Annotated in this window: 14 protein-coding genes; 9 read left to right on the top strand and 5 right to left on the bottom strand. The window is 71.0% G+C overall.

What is annotated here, in order from left to right:
• Positions 1-127 precede the first annotated feature (127 nt).
• Positions 128-1,861, bottom strand: coding sequence for a GAF domain-containing protein (locus SSQG_RS30970; RefSeq protein WP_003993891.1), 1,734 nt, complete (start codon positions 1,859-1,861; stop codon positions 128-130).
• 75 nt (positions 1,862-1,936) lie between these two features.
• Positions 1,937-3,223: an MFS transporter gene (locus tag SSQG_RS30965; RefSeq protein ID WP_003993890.1), complete on the bottom strand. Its 1,287-nt coding sequence runs from the start codon at positions 3,221-3,223 to the stop codon at positions 1,937-1,939.
• Positions 3,224-3,660: 437 nt separating this feature from the next.
• Between SSQG_RS30965 and SSQG_RS30960 the strand changes: the two genes are divergently transcribed.
• The 4 genes from SSQG_RS30960 to SSQG_RS30945 all read left to right on the top strand — a co-directional run bounded on the left by SSQG_RS30960 (position 3,661) and on the right by SSQG_RS30945 (position 7,629).
• Complete coding sequence (locus tag SSQG_RS30960; protein ID WP_039934009.1) at positions 3,661-4,428, top strand: hypothetical protein; 768 nt, start codon at positions 3,661-3,663, stop codon at positions 4,426-4,428.
• A gap of 131 nt (positions 4,429-4,559) precedes the next feature.
• Positions 4,560-5,879 (top strand): jacalin-like lectin, encoded by a 1,320-nt coding sequence (locus SSQG_RS30955; RefSeq protein WP_003993888.1) that lies wholly within the window; start codon positions 4,560-4,562, stop codon positions 5,877-5,879.
• Positions 5,880-6,074: 195 nt separating this feature from the next.
• Complete coding sequence (locus SSQG_RS30950) at positions 6,075-6,665, top strand: TetR/AcrR family transcriptional regulator (protein ID WP_003993887.1); 591 nt, start codon at positions 6,075-6,077, stop codon at positions 6,663-6,665.
• Positions 6,658-7,629 carry a phosphotransferase enzyme family protein gene (locus SSQG_RS30945; RefSeq protein ID WP_003993886.1) on the top strand — a complete coding sequence of 324 codons (972 nt, stop codon included), beginning with the start codon at positions 6,658-6,660 and terminating at the stop codon, positions 7,627-7,629. The genes SSQG_RS30950 and SSQG_RS30945 overlap by 8 nt, the downstream gene beginning before the upstream one ends.
• A gap of 36 nt (positions 7,630-7,665) precedes the next feature.
• On the opposite strand, the gene SSQG_RS30940 is transcribed toward SSQG_RS30945, so the two are convergent.
• On the bottom strand, positions 7,666-8,361 hold the full coding sequence (locus SSQG_RS30940; RefSeq protein WP_003993885.1) for a glycoside hydrolase family 75 protein: 696 nt from the start codon (positions 8,359-8,361) through the stop codon (positions 7,666-7,668).
• A gap of 416 nt (positions 8,362-8,777) precedes the next feature.
• Here SSQG_RS30940 and SSQG_RS30935 point away from each other — a divergent pair, with 416 nt between their 5' ends.
• The 5 genes from SSQG_RS30935 to SSQG_RS30915 are packed head-to-tail and all read left to right on the top strand — an operon-like array spanning position 8,778 to position 16,052.
• Positions 8,778-9,971 carry a glycoside hydrolase family 88/105 protein gene (locus SSQG_RS30935; protein ID WP_039934007.1) on the top strand — a complete coding sequence of 398 codons (1,194 nt, stop codon included), beginning with the start codon at positions 8,778-8,780 and terminating at the stop codon, positions 9,969-9,971.
• A 4-nt stretch (positions 9,972-9,975) separates the two neighbouring features.
• Positions 9,976-10,764, top strand: a complete 789-nt coding sequence (locus SSQG_RS30930; RefSeq protein ID WP_003993883.1) for a heparin lyase I family protein — start codon at positions 9,976-9,978, stop codon at positions 10,762-10,764.
• 13 nt (positions 10,765-10,777) lie between these two features.
• Complete coding sequence (locus SSQG_RS30925) at positions 10,778-12,604, top strand: discoidin domain-containing protein (protein ID WP_003993882.1); 1,827 nt, start codon at positions 10,778-10,780, stop codon at positions 12,602-12,604.
• Positions 12,601-14,022 (top strand): glycoside hydrolase family 27 protein, encoded by a 1,422-nt coding sequence (locus SSQG_RS30920; RefSeq protein ID WP_003993881.1) that lies wholly within the window; start codon positions 12,601-12,603, stop codon positions 14,020-14,022. The genes SSQG_RS30925 and SSQG_RS30920 overlap by 4 nt, the downstream gene beginning before the upstream one ends.
• Entirely contained in the window at positions 14,019-16,052 is a 2,034-nt protein-coding gene (locus SSQG_RS30915) for a PQQ-dependent sugar dehydrogenase (protein WP_039934005.1), read from the top strand. Before SSQG_RS30920 ends, SSQG_RS30915 begins: the two co-directional genes overlap by 4 nt.
• A 44-nt stretch (positions 16,053-16,096) precedes the next feature.
• On the opposite strand, the gene SSQG_RS30910 is transcribed toward SSQG_RS30915, so the two are convergent.
• On the bottom strand, positions 16,097-16,945 hold the full coding sequence (locus SSQG_RS30910; RefSeq protein WP_003993879.1) for an isocitrate lyase/PEP mutase family protein: 849 nt from the start codon (positions 16,943-16,945) through the stop codon (positions 16,097-16,099).
• A 282-nt stretch (positions 16,946-17,227) separates the two neighbouring features.
• Entirely contained in the window at positions 17,228-18,910 is a 1,683-nt protein-coding gene (locus SSQG_RS30905) for a DUF2264 domain-containing protein (RefSeq protein WP_003993878.1), read from the bottom strand.
• Positions 18,911-18,950: the final 40 nt, after the last annotated feature.

The following is an 18,950-nucleotide window of genomic DNA, read 5'->3' as shown; positions in this document are numbered from 1 at the left end:
CCCCCGCGCCCCGCCACCCTCCGCTCAGCATGCGGCCCCCCATCCAGCCCCCGGTCCCCGCGTCACAGCACCAGCCGCCCGGGGCCGAGCGCCCGGTCCGCTGCCCCGACCGCCGGAAAGGCGGCGCTCACCCCGTCCCGGGCCGCACCGGCACCCGCCACACCACCCGGGTGCCGCCGCCCTCCGGGCGCTCGCCGAGCCGGAGGTCACCGCCGAGGGCCACGGCCCGCTCCTCCATGTTCTTCAGCCCGCTGCGCGCGGTGCCCGCTGGGATCCCGCGTCCGTCGTCGGTCACGGTCAGTGTCAACTCGCCCTGCGCGTACCGCAGGTACACGTCGACGGAGCGCGCCCCGGCGTGCCGGGCCGTGTTGCTCAGCGCCTCGCCGAGCACCGCGAGCGCGTGATCGGCGACATCGCCCGGCACGTCCGTGTCGACCAGCCCCTCGATCCGTACCGCGGGAGCGAAGCCCAGGGACGAGGTGGCCGCCGTGACCGCGTCCGACACCCGGGCGCGCAGGCCGCCGCCCTCCCCTGTACGACCGCCCTGCACGCGCAGTCCGAAGATCGTGGAACGGATGATCTTGATGGTCTCGTCCAGGTCGTCCACGGTCCGCGAGAGCCGCTTCACGCCCTCCGGATGCTCGACGAAACGCTGGGTGCTCTGCAGTGTCATCCCCGCCGCGAACAGTCGCTGGATGGCCAGGTCGTGCAGGTCGCGGGCGATCCGGTCGCGGTCCCGCAGCAGCGCGATCTGCTCGGCGTCCCGGCGTCGTTCGGCCAGCTCCAGCGCCAGGGCCGCCTGCCCGGCGAACCCGAGCAGGGGGCGCGTGTCGGAGTCGGTGAACGGCGTACGGCCCGCCGCGCGCCCCAGCAGCAGCACTCCCCCGGCCTTGCCGCCGGCCTCCAGCGGCACTCCCACGACGGGCCCGAGCCCGGCCCACTGCGGCGCGTCCCGGCTGGTCCGCGGGTCCTCCCGGACGTCGGCGCTCACCACCGGCTCCGCCGTCGTCAGCACGTCGTTGACGAACCCGTCCTGCCCGGACATCACCAGGCCACTGCGCCGCTCCGCGCCCTCTCCGACGGCGAGCAGCGGCCTCAGGGCGTTCTCCTCCGGCACCCGCTCGGCGATCATCCCGACGTCGGCGTCGGTGATCTGCCGCGCCCGCTCCACGATCAGTTCCAGGACGTCCGTGCCCGGAGCGCCCGACAGCAGAGCGCGCGTGACCTCGGAACTCGCCCCCAGCCACCGCTCGCGCAACCGCGTCTCCTCGTACATGCGGGCGTTCTCGATCGCCACGCCCGCCGCCACCGCGAGGGTGGACAGCACCGACTCGTCCTCGGCGTCGAACTCCGCCGCGCCGCGCTTCTCGGTGAGGTAGAGGTTGCCGAACACGCGGTCGCGGGCCCGGATGGGCACGCCCAGGAACGAGTGCATCGGCGGGTGGTGGGGCGGGAAGCCGTAGGAGGCCGAGTGCTCGGAGATCTCCGCGAGGCGCAGCGGCTCCGGGTGCCGGATCAGCTCGCCCAGGATGCCGTGCCCGCTGGGCAGGTCTCCGATTCGGGCCCGCTGCTCCTCGCTGACGCCGACGGTGTGGAACTCGGAGAGCATCCGGTCGTCGCCGATGACGCCCAGTGCCCCGTACTCGGCGTCCACGAGCACCACGGCCGCCTCGACGATACGCCGCAGGACCTGGGCGAGATCCAGCTCCCGGCCGACCGACAGCACCGCCTCCAGCAGGCTGTGCACCCGGCCCTGGGCGCCTCGCGCCGCGTCGATCCGCGCCTGGAGTTCGTCCAGCAGCTCGTCCAGCCGCAGCTTGGGCAGGTGCTGCTCGGATCGCCCGGGCCGTTCCCCGCTCATCGTCTCCTCCGACCGGTTCCCGCGGACGCACCGGGTGGGCGCCTTCTCTGCTCACGATAGTGGGCGGTGGCCTGGTCAGACCGGTTTCCGGCCGCGGCCCGACCCGCGGATCGGGGTGAACAGGGCGGTCACGGCGAGCAGGACACACATCGCTCCGGCGGCCAGGGCGACGGGAGCCGTGCCCTGTTCCTCTGCGGCCCAGGTGAGGAGGGCCGCGCCGGCGGGGGCGGCCGCGTAGTGCAGGGTCCAGAAGGCGGAGGTGACCCGGCCCAGGAGATGTTCCGGGGTGACCTCCTGACGGAGTGACATCGAGCAGGTGCCTGCCACGCCGACGCAGGCCAGGAAGGCGGCGCTCAGGGCGGCGACGACCGGCACGTCACGGGCCCAGCCGAGACCGGCGAAGGCGAGCCCGCACACCGCGACCGCCCCGGTCCACGTCGGCCCGAAGCCGAGCCGCCGGCGGATCCGGGCCACCAGCAGCGCACCGGTGATGGTGCCCAGCGCGCCGAGCGCCATGACGGTGCCGACCGTGCCGTCGTCGTGGCCGAGGTCGTGCTTGAGGTGGTAGATGACCAGGTCGTTCAGGCCGAGCGTGAGGAAGCTGAACACGAACAGCAGGACGGTCAGCGAGCGCAGCACCGGATGGCCGCGGAGGAAGGCGACGCCGGTGCGCAGGTCCCGCCACAGTCCCTGGCGCTCGCCCGTCCGCTCGTCGCCTGCCGTACGCGTGCGGAACCGTACGAAGAACAGGCACGTGGCCGACACCCCGAAGCTGGCCGCGTCGACGCCCACGGCCGCGGCCGGGCCGGACCATGCGGCGACCAGCCCCGCGCACAGCGGCCCGAGGACGCCCGCAGCGGCGGCGGTGGCGCCCAGCCGCCCGTTGGCCTCGGTGAGCCGCTCGGTGCCGACCAGGCCGCGCACGACGGTGACGTAGCCCACCGCGAACAGCATGCCGACGGCCTCGCAGAGCGGCAGCACCACGTACAGCAGCCAGATCTGCGGGCCGAACAGCCACACCAGCGGGATCGCCCCGTACAGGCCCATGCGCACCAGGTCGCACACGATCAGCAGCCGGCGCCGGTCCACCCGGTCCACGACCGCCCCGGCGAACACCGCCGCCACGACCGACGCCGCGCCGCCCACCGCCGTCAGCAACCCCATCCGCGCGACCGAGCCCGTGGCCTCCAGGACCAGCAGGGGCAGGGCGATCAGGGCGAAGGAGTCGCCGAGCACGGAGAGCGTCTGCGCGGCCCAGAAGATCCCGAAGTCCCGTTGCCGCCACAGCGGCCGGGGGCCACGTAAGCCGTCGCCGGACGCGCCCGCCGGAGTGCCGCCGCCATCGTCGGCCGCGTCCGTCAGGGGGTTTCCGCCGTAGCCGGCCGCGTCCCCCGGAGAGTTTCCGCCGGAGTCCTCCTCGCTCCGCGCCGCCTCGTACGTCATACCGCCCGCACCGCCCGGCAATCCACCGTGCGCCCTGCCCGCACCATGCGCCCTCCCCCGCCTCCCTGCTCTCGAGCTCCCTGGCTCCCGGCTCCCGGCTCCCGGCTCCCGGCTCCCGGCTCCCGGCTCCCGGCTCCCGGCTCCCGGCTCCCGGCAACTTTACGGCTCCCGCGGCGGCCGGGGACGGCGACCGGACATGCCGCCAACTGGCGTGCGGGGCGCGGGAAAAGCGCTACCGAGAGGCACGCGGAAGGGGTAGCGTCACTCGCGTGAGGTGATCTCTCTGCGCGGTGTCCCGGACACCGCAGACGCGAAACGAACCCGCTTTCCGTGACGTTTCCGCAGGAGAGATCACCATGCACATCGTCCTGGGCGGCACCCCCGAGGACACCCTGGCCGCCTTCACCGCACGGGCGGCCGCGGACCCCGGCGTCGCCGGGCTGGTCCTCAGCGGCTCCCGTGTCCACGAGGGCATGCCGACCGTCCACTCCGACTACGACCTGCACGTCATCGTCAGGGACGAGACCGCCACCGCCCTGACCGAGCTGGACCGCTTCCGCTCGGCCCACCTCGACCTCGTGGTGATCCCGCTGGCGGAGTTCCGCACCCGCGGCATGCCCGGCCGCCCCGACAGCTTCGCGCGGTACTCCTACGTCCACGCCGAGCTGCTGCTCGACCGCCTCGGCGGGACCGTCGCCCGGATCCTCGACGAGAAGCGGACGCTGGGCGCCGAGGAGGCCCGGGCCGCCGTCGACGGCTGGCTCGACGCCTACGTCAACCAGACCTACCGCTCCCTGAAGAGCTACCGCGACGGCCACCCCGCCATGGGCCACCTGGACGCCGCCGAGTCCGTCCCGTACGCCCTGGAGGTGCTCTTCGCGCTGCACCGCCGCGTCCGGCCGTACAACAAGTACCTCCAGTGGGAGCTGGAGCGGACCCCGCTGGGCGAGAGGCGGTGGGACGCGGAGCGGCTGCTGCCCGTCGTGCGCCGCCTGCTGGCCGACGGGGATCCGCACACCCAGCGCGCGCTCTTCGCCGAGGTCGAGGAGGCGGCGCGGGCGGCCGGGCACGACGAGGTCCTCGACTCCTGGGGCTCGGACCTGAACCTGCTGCGTCACCCCTGACGTCGGCGCGTCTCCCACTGTTCTCCCGAACCCCCTTGCGTCCCACAGGCGTTGGCCCGAACCTGAGCACCGTTCACTTTTCATCCGTTCGCCTTTCCGTCCGCTCGCCCCCCGACCGGAAGACACCCCCCATGAAGAGACTGATCGGCACCCTCGTGGCCACCGCCCTCGCCTGCACAGGCCTCGCAGCCACCTCCGCCGCACCCGCCGCCGCAGCGGACTCCGGCTCCTTCAGCGTCCTCACCTACAACGTCGCGGGCCTGCCCGAGGGCCTGAGCTCCGGACATCCCGAGAAGAACACCCCGCTGATCTCCCCGCGCCTCGGGGCGTACGACATCGTCAACGTGCAGGAGGACTTCAACTACCACGCCGCCCTGTACGCGGGCGACGACCACGCCCACCGCACCGCGACCAGCGGCGGCGTCCCCTTCGGCGACGGCCTCAACACCCTCTCGGACCATCCCTTCGAGGACTTCCAGCGGGTGAAGTGGAGCAAGTGCACCGGCACCAACTGCCTCACCCCGAAGGGCTTCTCGCTGGCGCGGGTGCGGCTGGCCGAGGGCGTCTACGTGGACCTCTACAACGTGCACACCAACGCGGACGACACGGCCGACGCGCTCGCCGCCCGCCGGGCCAACGTCGAGCAGCTCTCCGACTTCATCCAGGCGAACTCCGCGGGCAACGCGATCATCGTCATGGGCGACACGAACACGCGGTACACGCGGAGCGGCGACAACATCCGCACGCTGCTGAGCGAGAACGGCCTGACCGACGCCTGGGTCCAGCGGGTGAAGGGCGGAACGCCCCCGGCCCAGGGCGGTGCCCCTCTCGTCTGCCCCACCACGGCGCCCACGGACGACTGCGAGGTCGTGGACAAGATCCTCTACCGGGGCAGCAAGCTGGTGAACCTGAACGCCACGCGCTACCACAACGACTGGGCGTCCTTCCTGGACTCCGCGGGCGGCAACCTGTCCGACCACTTCCCGCACACGGTCGACTTCTCCTACACCCTGGACTCCTCGCTGCGCGCGAGCGACTTCTTCGGCGGCCCGCACGGCACGGCCTTCAACGACGCCGACGACCTGCCGGCGACCCCAGCTCCCCGCACCCTCACCCTGCGCGGCGGCGCCCGGCTGGACGCGGTCTCCCTGACCCACGACGGCGGCACGGTCCTGACCCACGGGGGCACGGGCGGCACGGCGGCGTCCCTCACCCTGACGGCGGGCGAGCACCTGACCTCGGTGAAGCTGACACAGGGCCAGAAGGACGGCCGCACCCGGCTGTTCTCGGCGACCTTCACCACCGACAAGGGACGCACGCTGTCCACCGGTACGGCCACCTCCGACGCGAAGACCTTCACGGCCCCGGCGGGCCGGCAGATCGCCGGATTCACGGGCCGCGCCGGCGACGAGATCGACAAGCTGGGGGTGGTGTACGCACCGATCCGCTGAGGCATCTGCGACGGGACGGACACGGCGTCGAGGAGGGCTTTGAAGCGGAGCCTCTCACAGCGTGGTGGGAAGCGGCGGCGGGCGCGGAACCGGCGGTTTACGATCACACGGCGCGCCTGTGGGCCTCCACTCGGGAGCCCGTCCGCTGCTTCGCAGGCGACATGGCCCCGTTCGAGAGGTGACCCCAAGCCCCCCATGCCCAGAGCCGGCCTCACCCCCGACCGTCTCGTCGCCGCCGCGGCCGACCTCGCTGACGAGGCCGGTTTCGAGCACGTCACCCTGTCCGCCCTGGCCCGCCGCTTCGGGGTCAAGGACGCGAGTCTCTACTCGCACGTCAGGAACCTCCAGGACCTGCGCACCCGCCTGGCCCTCCTCGCGGGCGGCGAGATGATCGACCGGATCGCGGCGGCGGTCGAAGGACGGGAAGCCGGTAAGGAAGCCCTGGCCGCCTTCGCCGGGGCCTACCGGGCCTACGCCCTGGAACACCCCGGGCGGTACGCGGCGACCCAGATCCCCGTCGACCAGGCCCTCGCCACCGACTCCCCCGCGATGCGCCGCACGGCCGACGTCACCTACGGCATGCTCCGCGCCTACGGCCTGGAGGAACCCGACCTCACCGACGCCGTGCGGCTGCTGCGCAGCACCTTCCACGGCTACTGCGCCCTGGAGTCCACCGGTGCCTTCGGCGCACCCCGTGACGTACAGGCGTCCTGGGACCGGGCGATCGACGCCCTGCACGTACTGCTTCAGAACTGGCCCGGCGAGAAGGGGACGACTCATGCGTGACACGGCGGACCGGATAGCGGAGGTCTACGCGCTCGGCCCCGGCCCCTGGACCATGACCCCGGTGACCCGGGGCGCCCTGGGCCAGATCTGGAAGCTCTCCGGGAACGGGCACGCGTGGGCCGTGAAGGAACTCCTCTTCGGCTGCGACGAGACGCAGGTCGGCCGCGAGGCCGCGTTACGGGACGCCGCGGCGGACCTGGGCATCGCCTCGCCCCGGCTCCACCCCGACCGGCACGGCGCGCACGTCACGCTTCCCGGCTCCCCGGGCGGGTCGTACGTGAAGCTGTACGACTGGGTCGAGGGCGCGAAGGCGGACGCGTCCGACCCGGAGATCCTGGACTGGTTCGGCCGGACCATGGCCCTGCTGCACCGGGCCGGTGAGGGCACCGTCGAGGCGCCGAGCGACTGGTACGAGCGGTGCCCGGACGACGCCGAGTGGGAGGACGTGCTCAAGAAGGTGCGGGACGCCGGCCTGCCCTGGTCTCAGGAGCTCGCCCGCTTTGCCGCCACGTCCGCGCCGCAACTGGCCCACTGGGTGACACCGTCAGCGCCGAGCGGCCTGGTGACCTCGCACCTCGACCTCCAGCCCCAGAACGTCCTGGTCGGCCCGGACGGGCCGGTCCTGCTCGACTGGGACAACGCGGGGCCCGTCTCGGCAGAACGCGAGTTCGCGCGTGCCCTGTACGTCTGGTCGGGCGGCAACGACGTGAACATCGCATCCGCCCGGCGCCTGGCCCGGGCCTACCGCGAGGCCGGGGGCCCGGCCGTCATCACGGGCCCGGAGTCGTTCTCGATGCTGTTCGCCACGGACCTGAACTACATCCATGTGCAGGCCGAGACGGCCGTCGACCCCGCCGTGACCGACGCGCACCGCGAGTTCGCCGGCCGCCAGGCCGTCACCTTCCTGCGCGACGCACCGGACCTGGCCGCGATCGCCCTGCTGGTCGCCGCGCTCGACACATAGCGTCGGCATCCAGCAGGTCCTCCCAGGCTCCGGCGGTCAGTTGTCCCGCAGGAACTGCTGAGCGAGGCGGTCGCCGAGGGTGACCGCCGCGTTGTGGTTCTCAAGGGGGGAGACCTGGGAGTTCTTGAACAGGATGTAGGTCACCCCGGAGTCGGTTCCGCCGGACTCCGGGTCCGGGTCGATGCCGAGAGCCTTCGCGGTGGCGTACGAGGCCTCGCCGATGATCTTCGTGGGGCCGGTGTCGCCGACGACGGCGTACTCGACCTTGTTGTTGTAGATCACGGCGACCACGCCGCCGCCCTTGATGCCGGCAGCGGAGTAGTTCCAGATGCTGCTGGAACTGGGCACCACGACGTACGGCAGTGAATCGGCCTTCAGCGGCTTGCCGTTGGACTGGTGGAACGCCGTGTCGTCCTGGTACCAGGGGTCGGTGTCCTCGTTGCACTTCGAGGTGCGTTGGCCGTCGCAGTCGATGTCCATGTCGGCCTTCCAGAACACCGCGCCGTTCTTGCCGCACACGGGGATCGTGGCAGAAGTCTCCTCGTCCGTCCGGTACTTGCCGTTGGAGAGCTGCGAGCAGCCCGTCACCTTGGCGAGCAGGTCGGCCGCGCTGACCGTGCCCTCCTGTGCGGATGTCGGTGAGGGGGCGCCGGTGGCGGCCGCGGGGAGTACTCCGGCGGTGAGCAGGGCGGCCGAGCAGGTCACGACGAGGGTCAGTGGTCGCATGCGCACGATGGAACCCTTCTGTTAGGAAAGTTTCCTTACCTGACGGGAACCAAGGTGCCCTCTCGGCATGGCCGCGTCAATCCTTCGAACAGCGCCCCGGGCTCGCTATCGGCCACAGATTGACCGGAAACGCATCCGATGTCTTCGGTCCGGACCATTGACCACGTGACCTCGTGGCGCAACTCTGTATGGCGCTGCCAAACGAGTCACTGAACTCAGTACACCCATGTGAACGCCATTGTCCTGCTGACTTTCCATGCCCCCCACCTTCCGGAAAGCAGGTCGCATCCATGAGCGAGACCACGACGCCGACCGCGTAGACGGAGGCTCCCGTTCGTCAGACATCGGATGAAAGGGTCCGGCAGGCCATGCCCTGCGCCGTAAAGGCCCCCACCGCAAGGCCTCATTCGAAAGGGAGGAACATGACACGCCGACGCATGTCCACGGCGCTGACGACCGTCGCCCTGGCCGCCGTCACCCTGGCCGCTCTGCCGGCGGCCGGCCCGTCCCCGGCCGTCGCCGCGGGCGCGCGGCCGGCGGGCCGCCCGGCCGCCGCCCCCGACTGGTCCGTGGCCCTGGTCGACTCCACCATGACCCGCTACACCCCGAACACCATAGGCAGTTGGTCCTACCCGGTCGGCCTCTACCTCTACGGCCAGTACCTCACCTACCGGCGCACGCACGAGGCCCGCTACCTCACCTACATCAAGGACTACGTCGACCGCTTCGTGAAGAGCGACGGCTCCATGGACCAGCCCTTCAACAGCCTGGACAGCATGCAGGCCGGCCGCCTGCTGGTGATCCTGCACCACGAGACGGGCGACGACCGCTACCGCAAGGCGGCGAAGAAGATCCGCGACCGCCTGAACACCTTTCCGCGCACCTCCGACGGCGGCTTCTGGCACGCCGACACCGCCGGCCGCGCGAACCAACTCTGGGCGGACGGCGTCTACATGGTGAACCCGTTCCTCGTCGAGTACGGCAAGGAGTTCGACGACCGGGCGTACGCCGACGACGAGGCGGCCAAGCAGCTCTCCCTCTACGGCAGCCACCTCCAGGTCGCGAGCGGCCTGCTGAAGCACGCCTACGACGAGTCGAAGAGCGTGAGCTGGGCGGACCCGCGGACCGGGCTCGCCCCCGAGCACTGGTGCCGGGCGGTCGGCTGGTACTCCATGGCGATCACCAACGTGCTCGACGCGATCCCCGCCGACCACCCCCGTCGGGCCCAACTTCTGAAGATCTTCCGGAAGTTGGCGGCCGGCCTGGAGAAGTACCAGGACCCGGCGACCGGGCGCTGGTTCCAGGTGATCGACAAGGGCGGCAGCAGCGGCAACTGGACCGAGACGTCCTGCTCCAGCATGTTCACCTACGCCCTCGACCGCGGCGCCCGGCAGGGGTACCTCGACCGGCACTACACGGCCGTCGCGCGCCGCGGCTATCAGGGCGTCCTGGCGAAGCTCTCGGTCGGCACCGACGGCCGCACCGAGCTCGCCGACATCTCCGAAGGCACGAACGTCGGCGACTACGCGTACTACATCGCCCGCACCCGGGCCACCAACGACTTCCACGGGCTGGGCGCCTTCCTGATCATGAACGAACAGCTGCGAGGTGATTAGTGTCATGAGCACATCCAGAAGGAGGCTGCTGGGTGCCGCCCTCGGTGGTGCGGCGGGAGCAGCGGTCGGTCTTCCGGCCGCGACCACGGCGCACGCGGCCTCCTGGCAGCAGAAGTGGGCGCCGTCCGCGAGCGAGGACGGCCTGGGCGCCTTCGAGACGATCGAGGACGACCGCGCGGACTCGCACACCGCCGGACAGCCGCACATCTACGCCACCGGCGACAACTGGCGCTTCAACATGCACACGGTCGACCGTGACACGTCGACCGACCGGCAGCGGCAGGAGGTCACCGGACTGCGCACCAGCGGCAGCAGCTACCTCAAGTGGACCCAGGGCCAGACCTGGCGGGTCACGTACTCCATGTACCTCCCGAGCTCGTTGAAGGCGACCACCACCTTCACGCACATCATGCAGATGAAGCAGCCGGGCGCGGGCAGCTCGCCGATCGTCGTGCAGTCCCTGCGCCGGGTCAACGGCAAGCAGACCATCGAGCTGAAGCTCGCCATCGACGACATCCTCGTCGGCCGAACCGATCTGGACCCCCTGCACGACAAGTGGACCGACGTCGACTTCCAGATCAAGGTCGGCAACGGGTCGGCGGGTTCGGTCCGCTGGATCCTCAAGAGCGGCGGCTCGACCGTCATCGACGCGTCGAAGACCGGCGTCGACACCTTCCTCGCGGACCGGGTGCGCCCGAAGTGGGGCATCTACCGCTCCCTCGGTGACACCTCCGGCTCCCTGCAGAACACCTACCTCCTGCTCACCAAGCTCCGCGGCTACCAGCTCGGATGAGGAGCGACACCCCATGACACCCCCCACCGTTCCCGGGCACCGGGTCGCGGCGATCGTTCTCTTCGCCTTCGCCGTGATTCTCGGGCTCACCCAACCCGCCGCTCCCGCCGCTCTCGCCGCCGCGTCGGCGAAGCCGCTCGACCTGGAGAACCCCCGCCAGGAATTCCTGCGCAACTCCGTCGGCGGCCTCTTCCTGCACTGGGGCCTGCGCACCGCGCCCGCCCACACCAGCTGCACCGAGTGGGAGAAGGACGTCACCGACGGAGGCTGGAACGCCGACTACTGGGTCAAAGAGGCCCAGAAGCTGCACACGCAGTACCTCGTCCTCGCCTCCTTCCACAGCCGCCTCGGCTACGCCCGCGCCTGGCCGTCGAAGATCCCCGGCTCCTGCTCGACCAAGCGGGACTTCCTCGGCGAACTGGTCACCGCCGCGAAGGCCAAGGGGCTGAAGGTCATCCTCTACATGACCGACGACCCCCAGTGGCACGCCGAGGGCGGGCACGAGTGGCTCGACTCGGCGGCGTACTCCTCGTACAAGGGCAAGGACGTCGACCTGACCACCCGGGACGGCTTCGGGCAGTTCAGCTACGACAACTTCTTCGAGGTCATGAACCGCTACCCGGACCTCGGCGGCTTCTGGATCGACAACGACAACGCCTACTGGGAGAGCAACAACCTCTACGCGCAGGTCTACCAGAAGCGCCCGAACTACACGATCAGCAACAACAACGAAGACACGCCGATCATGGACATGATCAGCAATGAGCAGAAGACCGGAATGACGCCGGCGTACGACTACCCGCAGGCGGTCTACACGGCCCAGCCCCGCCTCACCGAGGCCGACTTCAAGCTGCCCGCCACGGGCTCGTGGTGGTACGGCGGCACCGACCCGGCCGTCGACAAGATGCTCACCCTCGGCCGCCTCGTCACCAACGCCGGCTCGTCCGTGAAGGCGTTGATGGCCGAGACCGCCCAGGTCAACGGCAAGTTCCCGGCGAACCAGGCGGACTTCAACAACTTCGCGAACTCCTACCTCGACCCCATCTGGGAGTCCCTGCACGGCACCGAGGGCGGCGGCTACCTGTACGGCGGTCTCAAGCCGGGCTTCTGGAACGACGGCGCGCACGGCGTGACCACGATCAGCAAGACCGACGCCGACCGCCAGTACATCCACGTCCTGACCCCGCCCAGCACCAGCACCCTGCGCGTCCGCGACAACGGCTACCGCGTCGCCTCGGTCACCAACCTGCGTACCGGCGCGGCCGTTTCGTGGTCGCAGTCGGGCGGCGTCCTCACCCTCACCGGCCTCGGGAACTGGGACCCGTACGACACGGTGTTCAAGGTCACCACGGCCGGCCGCCAGGGCATCCTCTCCGGCGTCAAGGTGAGCGCGAGCGCCTCGGCGAGCTCCCACGCGGGCTCGGCCGCCGCTGACGGCGACTACCGCACCTACTGGGACAACAACAAGACCCTCCCGGTCAGCCTCACCTTCGACCTCGGCAGCTCGAAGAAGGTCCAGTACCTCGGGCTCAACCAGCGCGAGGACTCCGTCGCCTACGCCCGCTCGGACACCGAGCAGTCGGCGCGGATCAAGGACTACAAGGTGTATCTGAGCGCCGACGGCACGACCTGGGGCAGCCCGGTGAAGACCGGACAGCTGCCGAGCCGCCGCGGCATGCAGGGCATCGACCTGACCGCCGCGAACGCCCGCTACGTCCGCCTCCAGGTCGACTCCACCTGGGCCGCGTCCACCGACACGACCCGCTACCAGCGGCTGCGGATCGACGAGGCGTGGATCGGCACCTCGTACGCGACTCCCGCGAAGAGGGGACAGTCATGACAGGCATCACCCGCTTCACCCGCGTCAGATCACTGGTCGTCGCCCTGGTCGGACTGCTGATCGCCTCGGCCGTCCCGCTGCTGGCCGCCGCCCGTCCGGCGGCCGCCTCCGACAACGGCCAGTCGGTCCGGCCCGCCATGGGCTGGAGCAGCTGGAGCTTCACCCGCCGCTGGCCGACCGAGGCGAAGATCAAGGCCCAGGCCGACGCGCTGGCCTCCAGCGGCCTCAAGAACCACGGCTTCGTCTACGTCAACCTCGACGACTTCTGGCAGAAGTGCGACGACAACGGCTTCGTCGTCGACTCCTACGGCCGCTGGTCCGTGGACACGGCCAAGTTCCCCGGCGGCATCAAGGCGCTGGCCGACTACATCCACTCCAAGGGCCTGAAGTTCGGCTTCTACGTGACGCCCGGCATCGCCAAGAACGCCGTCACCAGGAACACGCCGATCGAGGGAACCTCGTACCACGCGAAGGACATCGCGGACACGTCGAAGACGGAGAAGAACTACAACTGCAAGAACATGTACTACATCGACTACCAGAAGCCGGGCGCGCAGGAGTTCGTGAACTCCTGGGCACGGCAGTTCGCCTCCTGGGGAGTCGACTACCTCAAGATCGACGGAGTGGGCAGCCACGACATCCCCGACGTCCAGGCCTGGGACAAGGCGCTGCGCGCCACGGGGAGGCCCATCAACTTCGCGCTGTCCAACAACCTCGCGATCGCGGACGCCGCCACCTGGCGCAAGCACGCGAACAGCTGGCGCACCCAGGGCGACGTGGAGTGCTACTGCGGTCCGGGTGACAACGGCAGCGGCTATCCGCTCACCGACTGGTCCCATGTCTCCTCCCGCTTCAACTCGGCGGCCTCCTGGCAGCCGCACGCCGGTCCGGGCGGCTGGAACGACCTCGACTCCCTGGAGATCGGCAACGGCGACCGGGTGGGCCTCACCGCCGACCAGCGCCGGTCCCACTTCACCCTCTGGGCGATGGCCGCCTCGCCGCTGCTGCTCGGCACCGACCTGACCGACCTCGACCCGGTCGACAAGGCGATGCTGACCAACGACCGGCTCATCGGGGTCAACCAGGACGGCGTCGCCGCCAAGCGGATCGTCAGCAGCGGGGTCAAGCAGGTCTGGAGCAAGAAGGAGAGCGACGGCCAGTACGTGGTGGCCCTGTTCAACACCGGTACGTCCGGCAACACGACGGTCTCCGTGGACTGGTCGCAGGTCGGCTTCACCGGCTCCGGTGATGTCACCGACCTGTGGTCCGGCTCCCACAAGGGTGTGATCGACGACTCCTACAGCGCGACCCTGCGACCCGGCGAGACCCGGCTGATCCGCGTGAAGCCGGTCAACTCCCTGAAGAACACGGCCGCTTCACCGGGGATGGCCGTCGCCCCGGGGGGATTCCGTTCATGAAACGACCCACCAGAACCGTGGCATGGGGCCTGCCCCTGGCTCTCGCCGTGCCGCTCGTCGGCCTCACCGGGGGCAGTGCCCGTGCGGCCACCGACTACCAGGCCGAGGACGCCACCATCTCCCAGGGCGCCGTCGCCACCAACCACACCGGCTACACCGGCACCGGCTTCGTCGACTACACCAACGTCACCGGCTCCTACGTGGAGTTCACGGTGAGCGCGACCGCCGCCGGGACCTCGTCGCTCGCCCTCCGATACGCCAACGGGACGTCCGTCAACCGGCCGATGGACATCTCCGTGGGCGGCACCGTGGTCGCCTCGGGCGTGTCCTTCCCGGGCACCGCCGACTGGGACACCTGGGCGACGAAGACCGTGAACGTGCCGCTGAAGGCCGGGTCCAACAAGATCCGCGCGACCGCCACCACCGACTCCGGCGGCCCCAACCTGGACCGTGTCGGCGTCGCGGCGGCGGCCGACAGCCAGGCGCCCACCCGCCCCGGTCAGCCCAGCTGTTCGGACATCGGCGAGAACGGCCTGACCCTCGCCTGGGGCGCCGCCACGGACAACGTGGGCGTGACGGCGTACGACATCTACGAGCACGGCAACAAGATCAGTGAGGCGTCCGGGAGTTCGGTCTCCAAGGCGTTGACGGGCCTCACGCCCGACACGACGTACAACCTCACCGTCATCGCCCGGGACGCGGCCGGCAACACCTCCTCCGCCAGCCCGGTCGTCGACTGCACGACCAAGCCCAGCTCCGACACCACACCGCCGAGCAGACCCGGCACGCTGTCCGCGGCCGGCATCACCGCGAACGCCGTCGACCTGACCTGGGGCGCCGCCACGGACGACCGGGCGGTCACCGGGTACGACGTGCGCAGCGGCACCACGGTCTACAAGACGGTCGCCAGCGGCACGTCGACCACCCTCACCGGGCTCGCCTGCGACAGCCCGTACGCCCTGAACGTCGTCGCACGCGACGCGGCGGGCAACGTCTCCCCGCAGAGCAACACGGTGAACTTCACCACCAAGGCGTGCGCCACCGACGGCGGTGTCCCGTCGTCCGTCTCCACCCTGTCCACGGGCTGGACCATCCCGTGGGGCACCTCCTGGCTGCCCGACGGACAGTCCGCCCTGGTCACCGAGCGGGACGACTTCCGCGTCTGGAAGGTCACCAAGGCCGGCGCGAAGACCCAGGTGGGGACCGTCCCCAACGCCGTCACCACCAACGGCGAGGGCGGGCTCCTCGGTGTCGCCGTCGACCCGAAGTGGGCGACCAACCACCACGTCTACCTCATGCACACCGCGTCCGAGGGCAACCGCGTGGTCCGTATGACGTACGACGGCACGAAGCTCGGCGACTACACGGTGCTGCTCCAGGGCATCAAGAAGAACCGCTACCACAACGGCGGCCGCCTCGCCTTCGGCCCCGACGGCTACCTCTACGTCTCCACCGGCGAGGCCCAGACACCCGACCTGGCCCAGGACAAGAACTCCCTGAACGGGAAGATCCTGCGCATGACGACGGACGGGAAGGCGGCCCCCGGCAACCCGTTCGGGAACTACGTCTACAGCTACGGGCACCGCAACCCGCAGGGCCTCGCCTTCGACCGCAACGGCCGGTTGTGGGAGGCGGAGTTCGGCAACAGCTCCAAGGACGAACTGAACCTGATCGAGCCGGGCGCCAACTACGGCTGGCCGACCTGCGAGGGCAACTGCGGCGTCTCGGGGATGACCAACCCCAAGGCCAGCTGGAACGTCTCCGAGGCCTCGCCCAGCGGCATCGCCATCGTCCGCAACGTGGTCTACATGGCGTCCCTGCGCGGCGAACGCCTGTGGCGGATCCCGATCAACGGCGACAACGAGAGCGTCGGCACCCCGACCGCGTACTACGTCGGCACCTACGGCCGCCTGCGCACGGTCACCAAGGTGCCGGGCGCCGACCAGCTGTGGCTGTCTACCACCAACAGCGACAACAACGGAGGTGAGGCGGACGGCTCGGACAAAATCTTCCGTGTCACCATCAGCTGAGGCACGGGGACACCCGGCCTCAAGATCTACTTTCGCGAGAGACCCTAGCCGGTCGCAAGCCGCGCCACCTCTTCGTACGACGGTGCCGCACCGCTCGGCGTCCGGCCCGCCCTGATGTCCGCCATCGCCTCCAGGGCCGCGCCCAGTGCCCGTCGGTACAGCAGAGAGCCGACGCTGACGCGGCGTACGCCGGCCTCGGCAAACTCGGCGACGGAGGGGCCGCCCTGCGAGTGGAGGACGTTGAGGGGGACGTCCAGGTGACGCACGAGCGTGGCGATCTGGCGCAGGTCGGTGAGGCCGGGGACGAACACCCCGTCCGCGCCCGCCCGGCGGTAGGCGTCGAGTCGGGTGAGGGTGTCCGTGAGGTCGCCTTCGCGGAGCCAGTGGGTGTCCGTGCGGGCGTTGACGAACAGGCCCGGAGCGGCCCTCTTGACCGCGGTGATCTTCGCCGCCAGGCGGTCGACGGGCCCGCAGCCGTCCTCCAGGTTGATGCCGGCGACTCCGACGGCGTACAGCTCCCGCGCGAACTCCGCCACCTCGTCCGGGTCGTCGCTGAAGCCCTCCTCGGCGTCGACGGACAGCAGGAACGGCTCGGACCCGAGGGCGTGGGCCAGCCGGAGCGTCTCGTCACGGGTCGCCGCCACCGCGTCCGGCAGACCCGCGACGGCGGCGACGCCCAGGCTGGTCGTGGCGATCGCCCGGTATCCCTGCGCCGCCAGCATCCGCGCCGACGCGCAGTCCCAGGCGTTGGGCAGCAGGAGCGGCTCCTCGGCACGGTGGAGGTCGGCGAAGGCGGGGGCCGTCTGCGCGGTCCTCCCGGTCTGCGCGGTCGTCCCGGTCTGCGCGGTGTCCGTGGTCTCCGTGGTCTGCGGCTGCTTCGGGTGTGCGCTCATGGGCCCACGCTAGGTCCGGATCGCTTCGGCCCCGGCCGAAGTACGTCCGTCTGGGCACCTTCCCCGGAGCGCTCGAGCGTGCCCCGGAGCCCTGTTCCGGAACGGTGAGCGGTGCCGCCCCCATCCGCTCGGCCATCCGGCGCATGACGTCCACGGGCAGCGCCCGGCTCTCAGCGGCCGTGGCAGCGGTGCGGGTGTCCCGCAGCAGCCGGCTCAGGACGCGGACCGGCAGCCGGGGATGGAGCGTGGCGGCGTTCCGGATGTGCTCGTGGGCGTCCTCGGTCAGGCGACGTTCACGCCGGAACCGTCGAGCCGGACCCGCACTTCGGGCCCCTCGTCCCAGCGGACCGTCAGCTCCCCGTCGCCGGAACCGCTGACGACGACGGTGTCCGGCAGCGGAACGGGGTTCTCCTCCGCCGTCAGCCGGGCCAGGGCGACGAAGAGGGTGGTGTTCTCGCCGGTGACGCCGGTGAGGGTCTCGTCCAGGCCGATCGCGGGCAGGAGTTCCGCCCGGACGCCCTCCGCCGCCGGCCAGCCGGTCACCCGCACCGGCGTGCCCGGCTCGGCCCCCGACACCCAGTGGGCCCGCACCTCCGACGCTCCCCGCGCCAGCACCACGCTCGTCACCCGTGCTCCGCCGCCCGCCGTGTGCCGCGAGGCCGCCCAGCCCTCGCCGGTGCCCAGCGGTTCGATGCCCGTGCGGCTCGGGTCGTCGCCCACGAACACGCTGTTGTCGTGCGACGGCGCCGGAGCCGTCACGGTCGAGTAGGCCAGGCGCGTGTAGTACGGGTCGTAGCGGACGTCCTCGCTGCCGTGGTTGTGCAGGCGGACCACGCCGTCGGAACGGGTGGACTGGAGCAGCCAGTTGGGCGGCCCGACGGGAGTGACGGCGTCCGTGCGCTCGGCGGGAGCGGGTTCCTCCGTGGCGGTCCACACCTCGTGGTCGGCCGGCAGAAGCAGGCCGAGGAAACCCTTGCTCGCCCAGTACGGGGAGGCCGGGCCCGAGTAGCCCTGGAGGACGGACTCGTCGGGGCCGTGCCAGCCCAGGGAGAGCAGGCCCCGGTCGTCCACCGCGCCCCGGTCGAGGAAGTAGCGCAGGGCTCCGGAGGCGAGGCGCCGCGTCTCGCCCGGAGACAGTGGTGTACGGCCCGTCAGGGCGCCCAGCCACAGCGGGGCCGTCGTCGCGAAGCGGTAGGTCAGGGAACGCCCCTGGTGCATGGGCGCGCCGTCACCGCCGAACAGGCGGGCGTAGTCGGAGAGGTGACGCGACAGGCGGCCCCCGTACAGGTCCAGCAGGTGCTCGTCGCCCTCCAGCCAGGCGTGCAGCACCGGGTAGAGGTGCATCGCCCAGCCGTTGTAGTAGTCGAACTTGCGGCCGTCGCCGTCGGTGTACCAGCCGTCGCCCACGTACCACTGCTCGATGCGCTCCAGGCCCCGGTCGACGGCCGCGCGGGAGGCGTCCGGCTCGTGGCCGACCTCGGCGAGGAAGCCGCCCACGGTGACGGGGAACAACTCCCAGTTGCACGGCCAGGGTTCGGCGGTGAGGGCGTCGCCGAGCCAGGCGGCCGCCCGCCGGCGTACGCCGTCGTCCAGCCGGTCCCACAGCAGCTCCCGTGTCAGCCGCAGGGCGAGCGCGATCGAGGCCGCCTCCACCAGCGGCTGACTGCGGTCCTCGATACGGGGCCAGACGCCCGAGACGCCGGCGGCGAGGCCGTCGGCATAGCGCTCCAGGGCCTTCTCGTCGCGGCGGAAGGCGGCCAGCAGCAGGGTGCGGGCGTAGCCCTCCAGGCCGTCGGAGAGCCGGCCCGACCAGCTGCTGCGGTCGCCGGGCAGGTGGTACAGCGCGCGGTCCCGCGTCGCGTACGGCTCGACGGCGGCGAGCAGGGCGTCGGCCGCCGCCTCCCAGTGGGCGCGGGTGTAGCCGGTGACGGGGCCGGTCGTGCGGTCGGCGGGCGGCAGTCGCATCGGTTCTCTCTCGTGCTCAGGACGCTCGGAACGCTCGGTA

The organism is Streptomyces viridochromogenes DSM 40736 (assembly GCF_000158955.1).
GTDB lineage: Bacteria > Actinomycetota > Actinomycetes > Streptomycetales > Streptomycetaceae > Streptomyces > Streptomyces venetus.
The sequence above is the reverse complement of the archived record's forward strand: the minus strand, read 5'-3'. Positions and strand labels throughout refer to the sequence as shown.

Bases quoted from the DNA above. Each gene is read 5' to 3' on its own strand.
- SSQG_RS30935 (WP_039934007.1), top strand. From the start codon at position 8,778: ATGACACGCCGACGCATGTCCACGGCGCTGACGACCGTCGCCCTGGCC.
- SSQG_RS30930 (WP_003993883.1), top strand. From the start codon at position 9,976: ATGAGCACATCCAGAAGGAGGCTGCTGGGTGCCGCCCTCGGTGGTGCG.
- SSQG_RS30950 (WP_003993887.1), top strand. From the start codon at position 6,075: ATGCCCAGAGCCGGCCTCACCCCCGACCGTCTCGTCGCCGCCGCGGCC.
- SSQG_RS30970 (WP_003993891.1), bottom strand. From the start codon at position 1,861: ATGAGCGGGGAACGGCCCGGGCGATCCGAGCAGCACCTGCCCAAGCTG.
- SSQG_RS30945 (WP_003993886.1), top strand. From the start codon at position 6,658: ATGCGTGACACGGCGGACCGGATAGCGGAGGTCTACGCGCTCGGCCCC.
- SSQG_RS30915 (WP_039934005.1), top strand. From the start codon at position 14,019: ATGAAACGACCCACCAGAACCGTGGCATGGGGCCTGCCCCTGGCTCTC.
- SSQG_RS30920 (WP_003993881.1), top strand. From the start codon at position 12,601: ATGACAGGCATCACCCGCTTCACCCGCGTCAGATCACTGGTCGTCGCC.
- SSQG_RS30925 (WP_003993882.1), top strand. From the start codon at position 10,778: ATGACACCCCCCACCGTTCCCGGGCACCGGGTCGCGGCGATCGTTCTC.
- SSQG_RS30905 (WP_003993878.1), bottom strand. From the start codon at position 18,910: ATGCGACTGCCGCCCGCCGACCGCACGACCGGCCCCGTCACCGGCTAC.
- SSQG_RS30955 (WP_003993888.1), top strand. From the start codon at position 4,560: ATGAAGAGACTGATCGGCACCCTCGTGGCCACCGCCCTCGCCTGCACA.
- SSQG_RS30910 (WP_003993879.1), bottom strand. From the start codon at position 16,945: ATGAGCGCACACCCGAAGCAGCCGCAGACCACGGAGACCACGGACACC.
- SSQG_RS30960 (WP_039934009.1), top strand. From the start codon at position 3,661: ATGCACATCGTCCTGGGCGGCACCCCCGAGGACACCCTGGCCGCCTTC.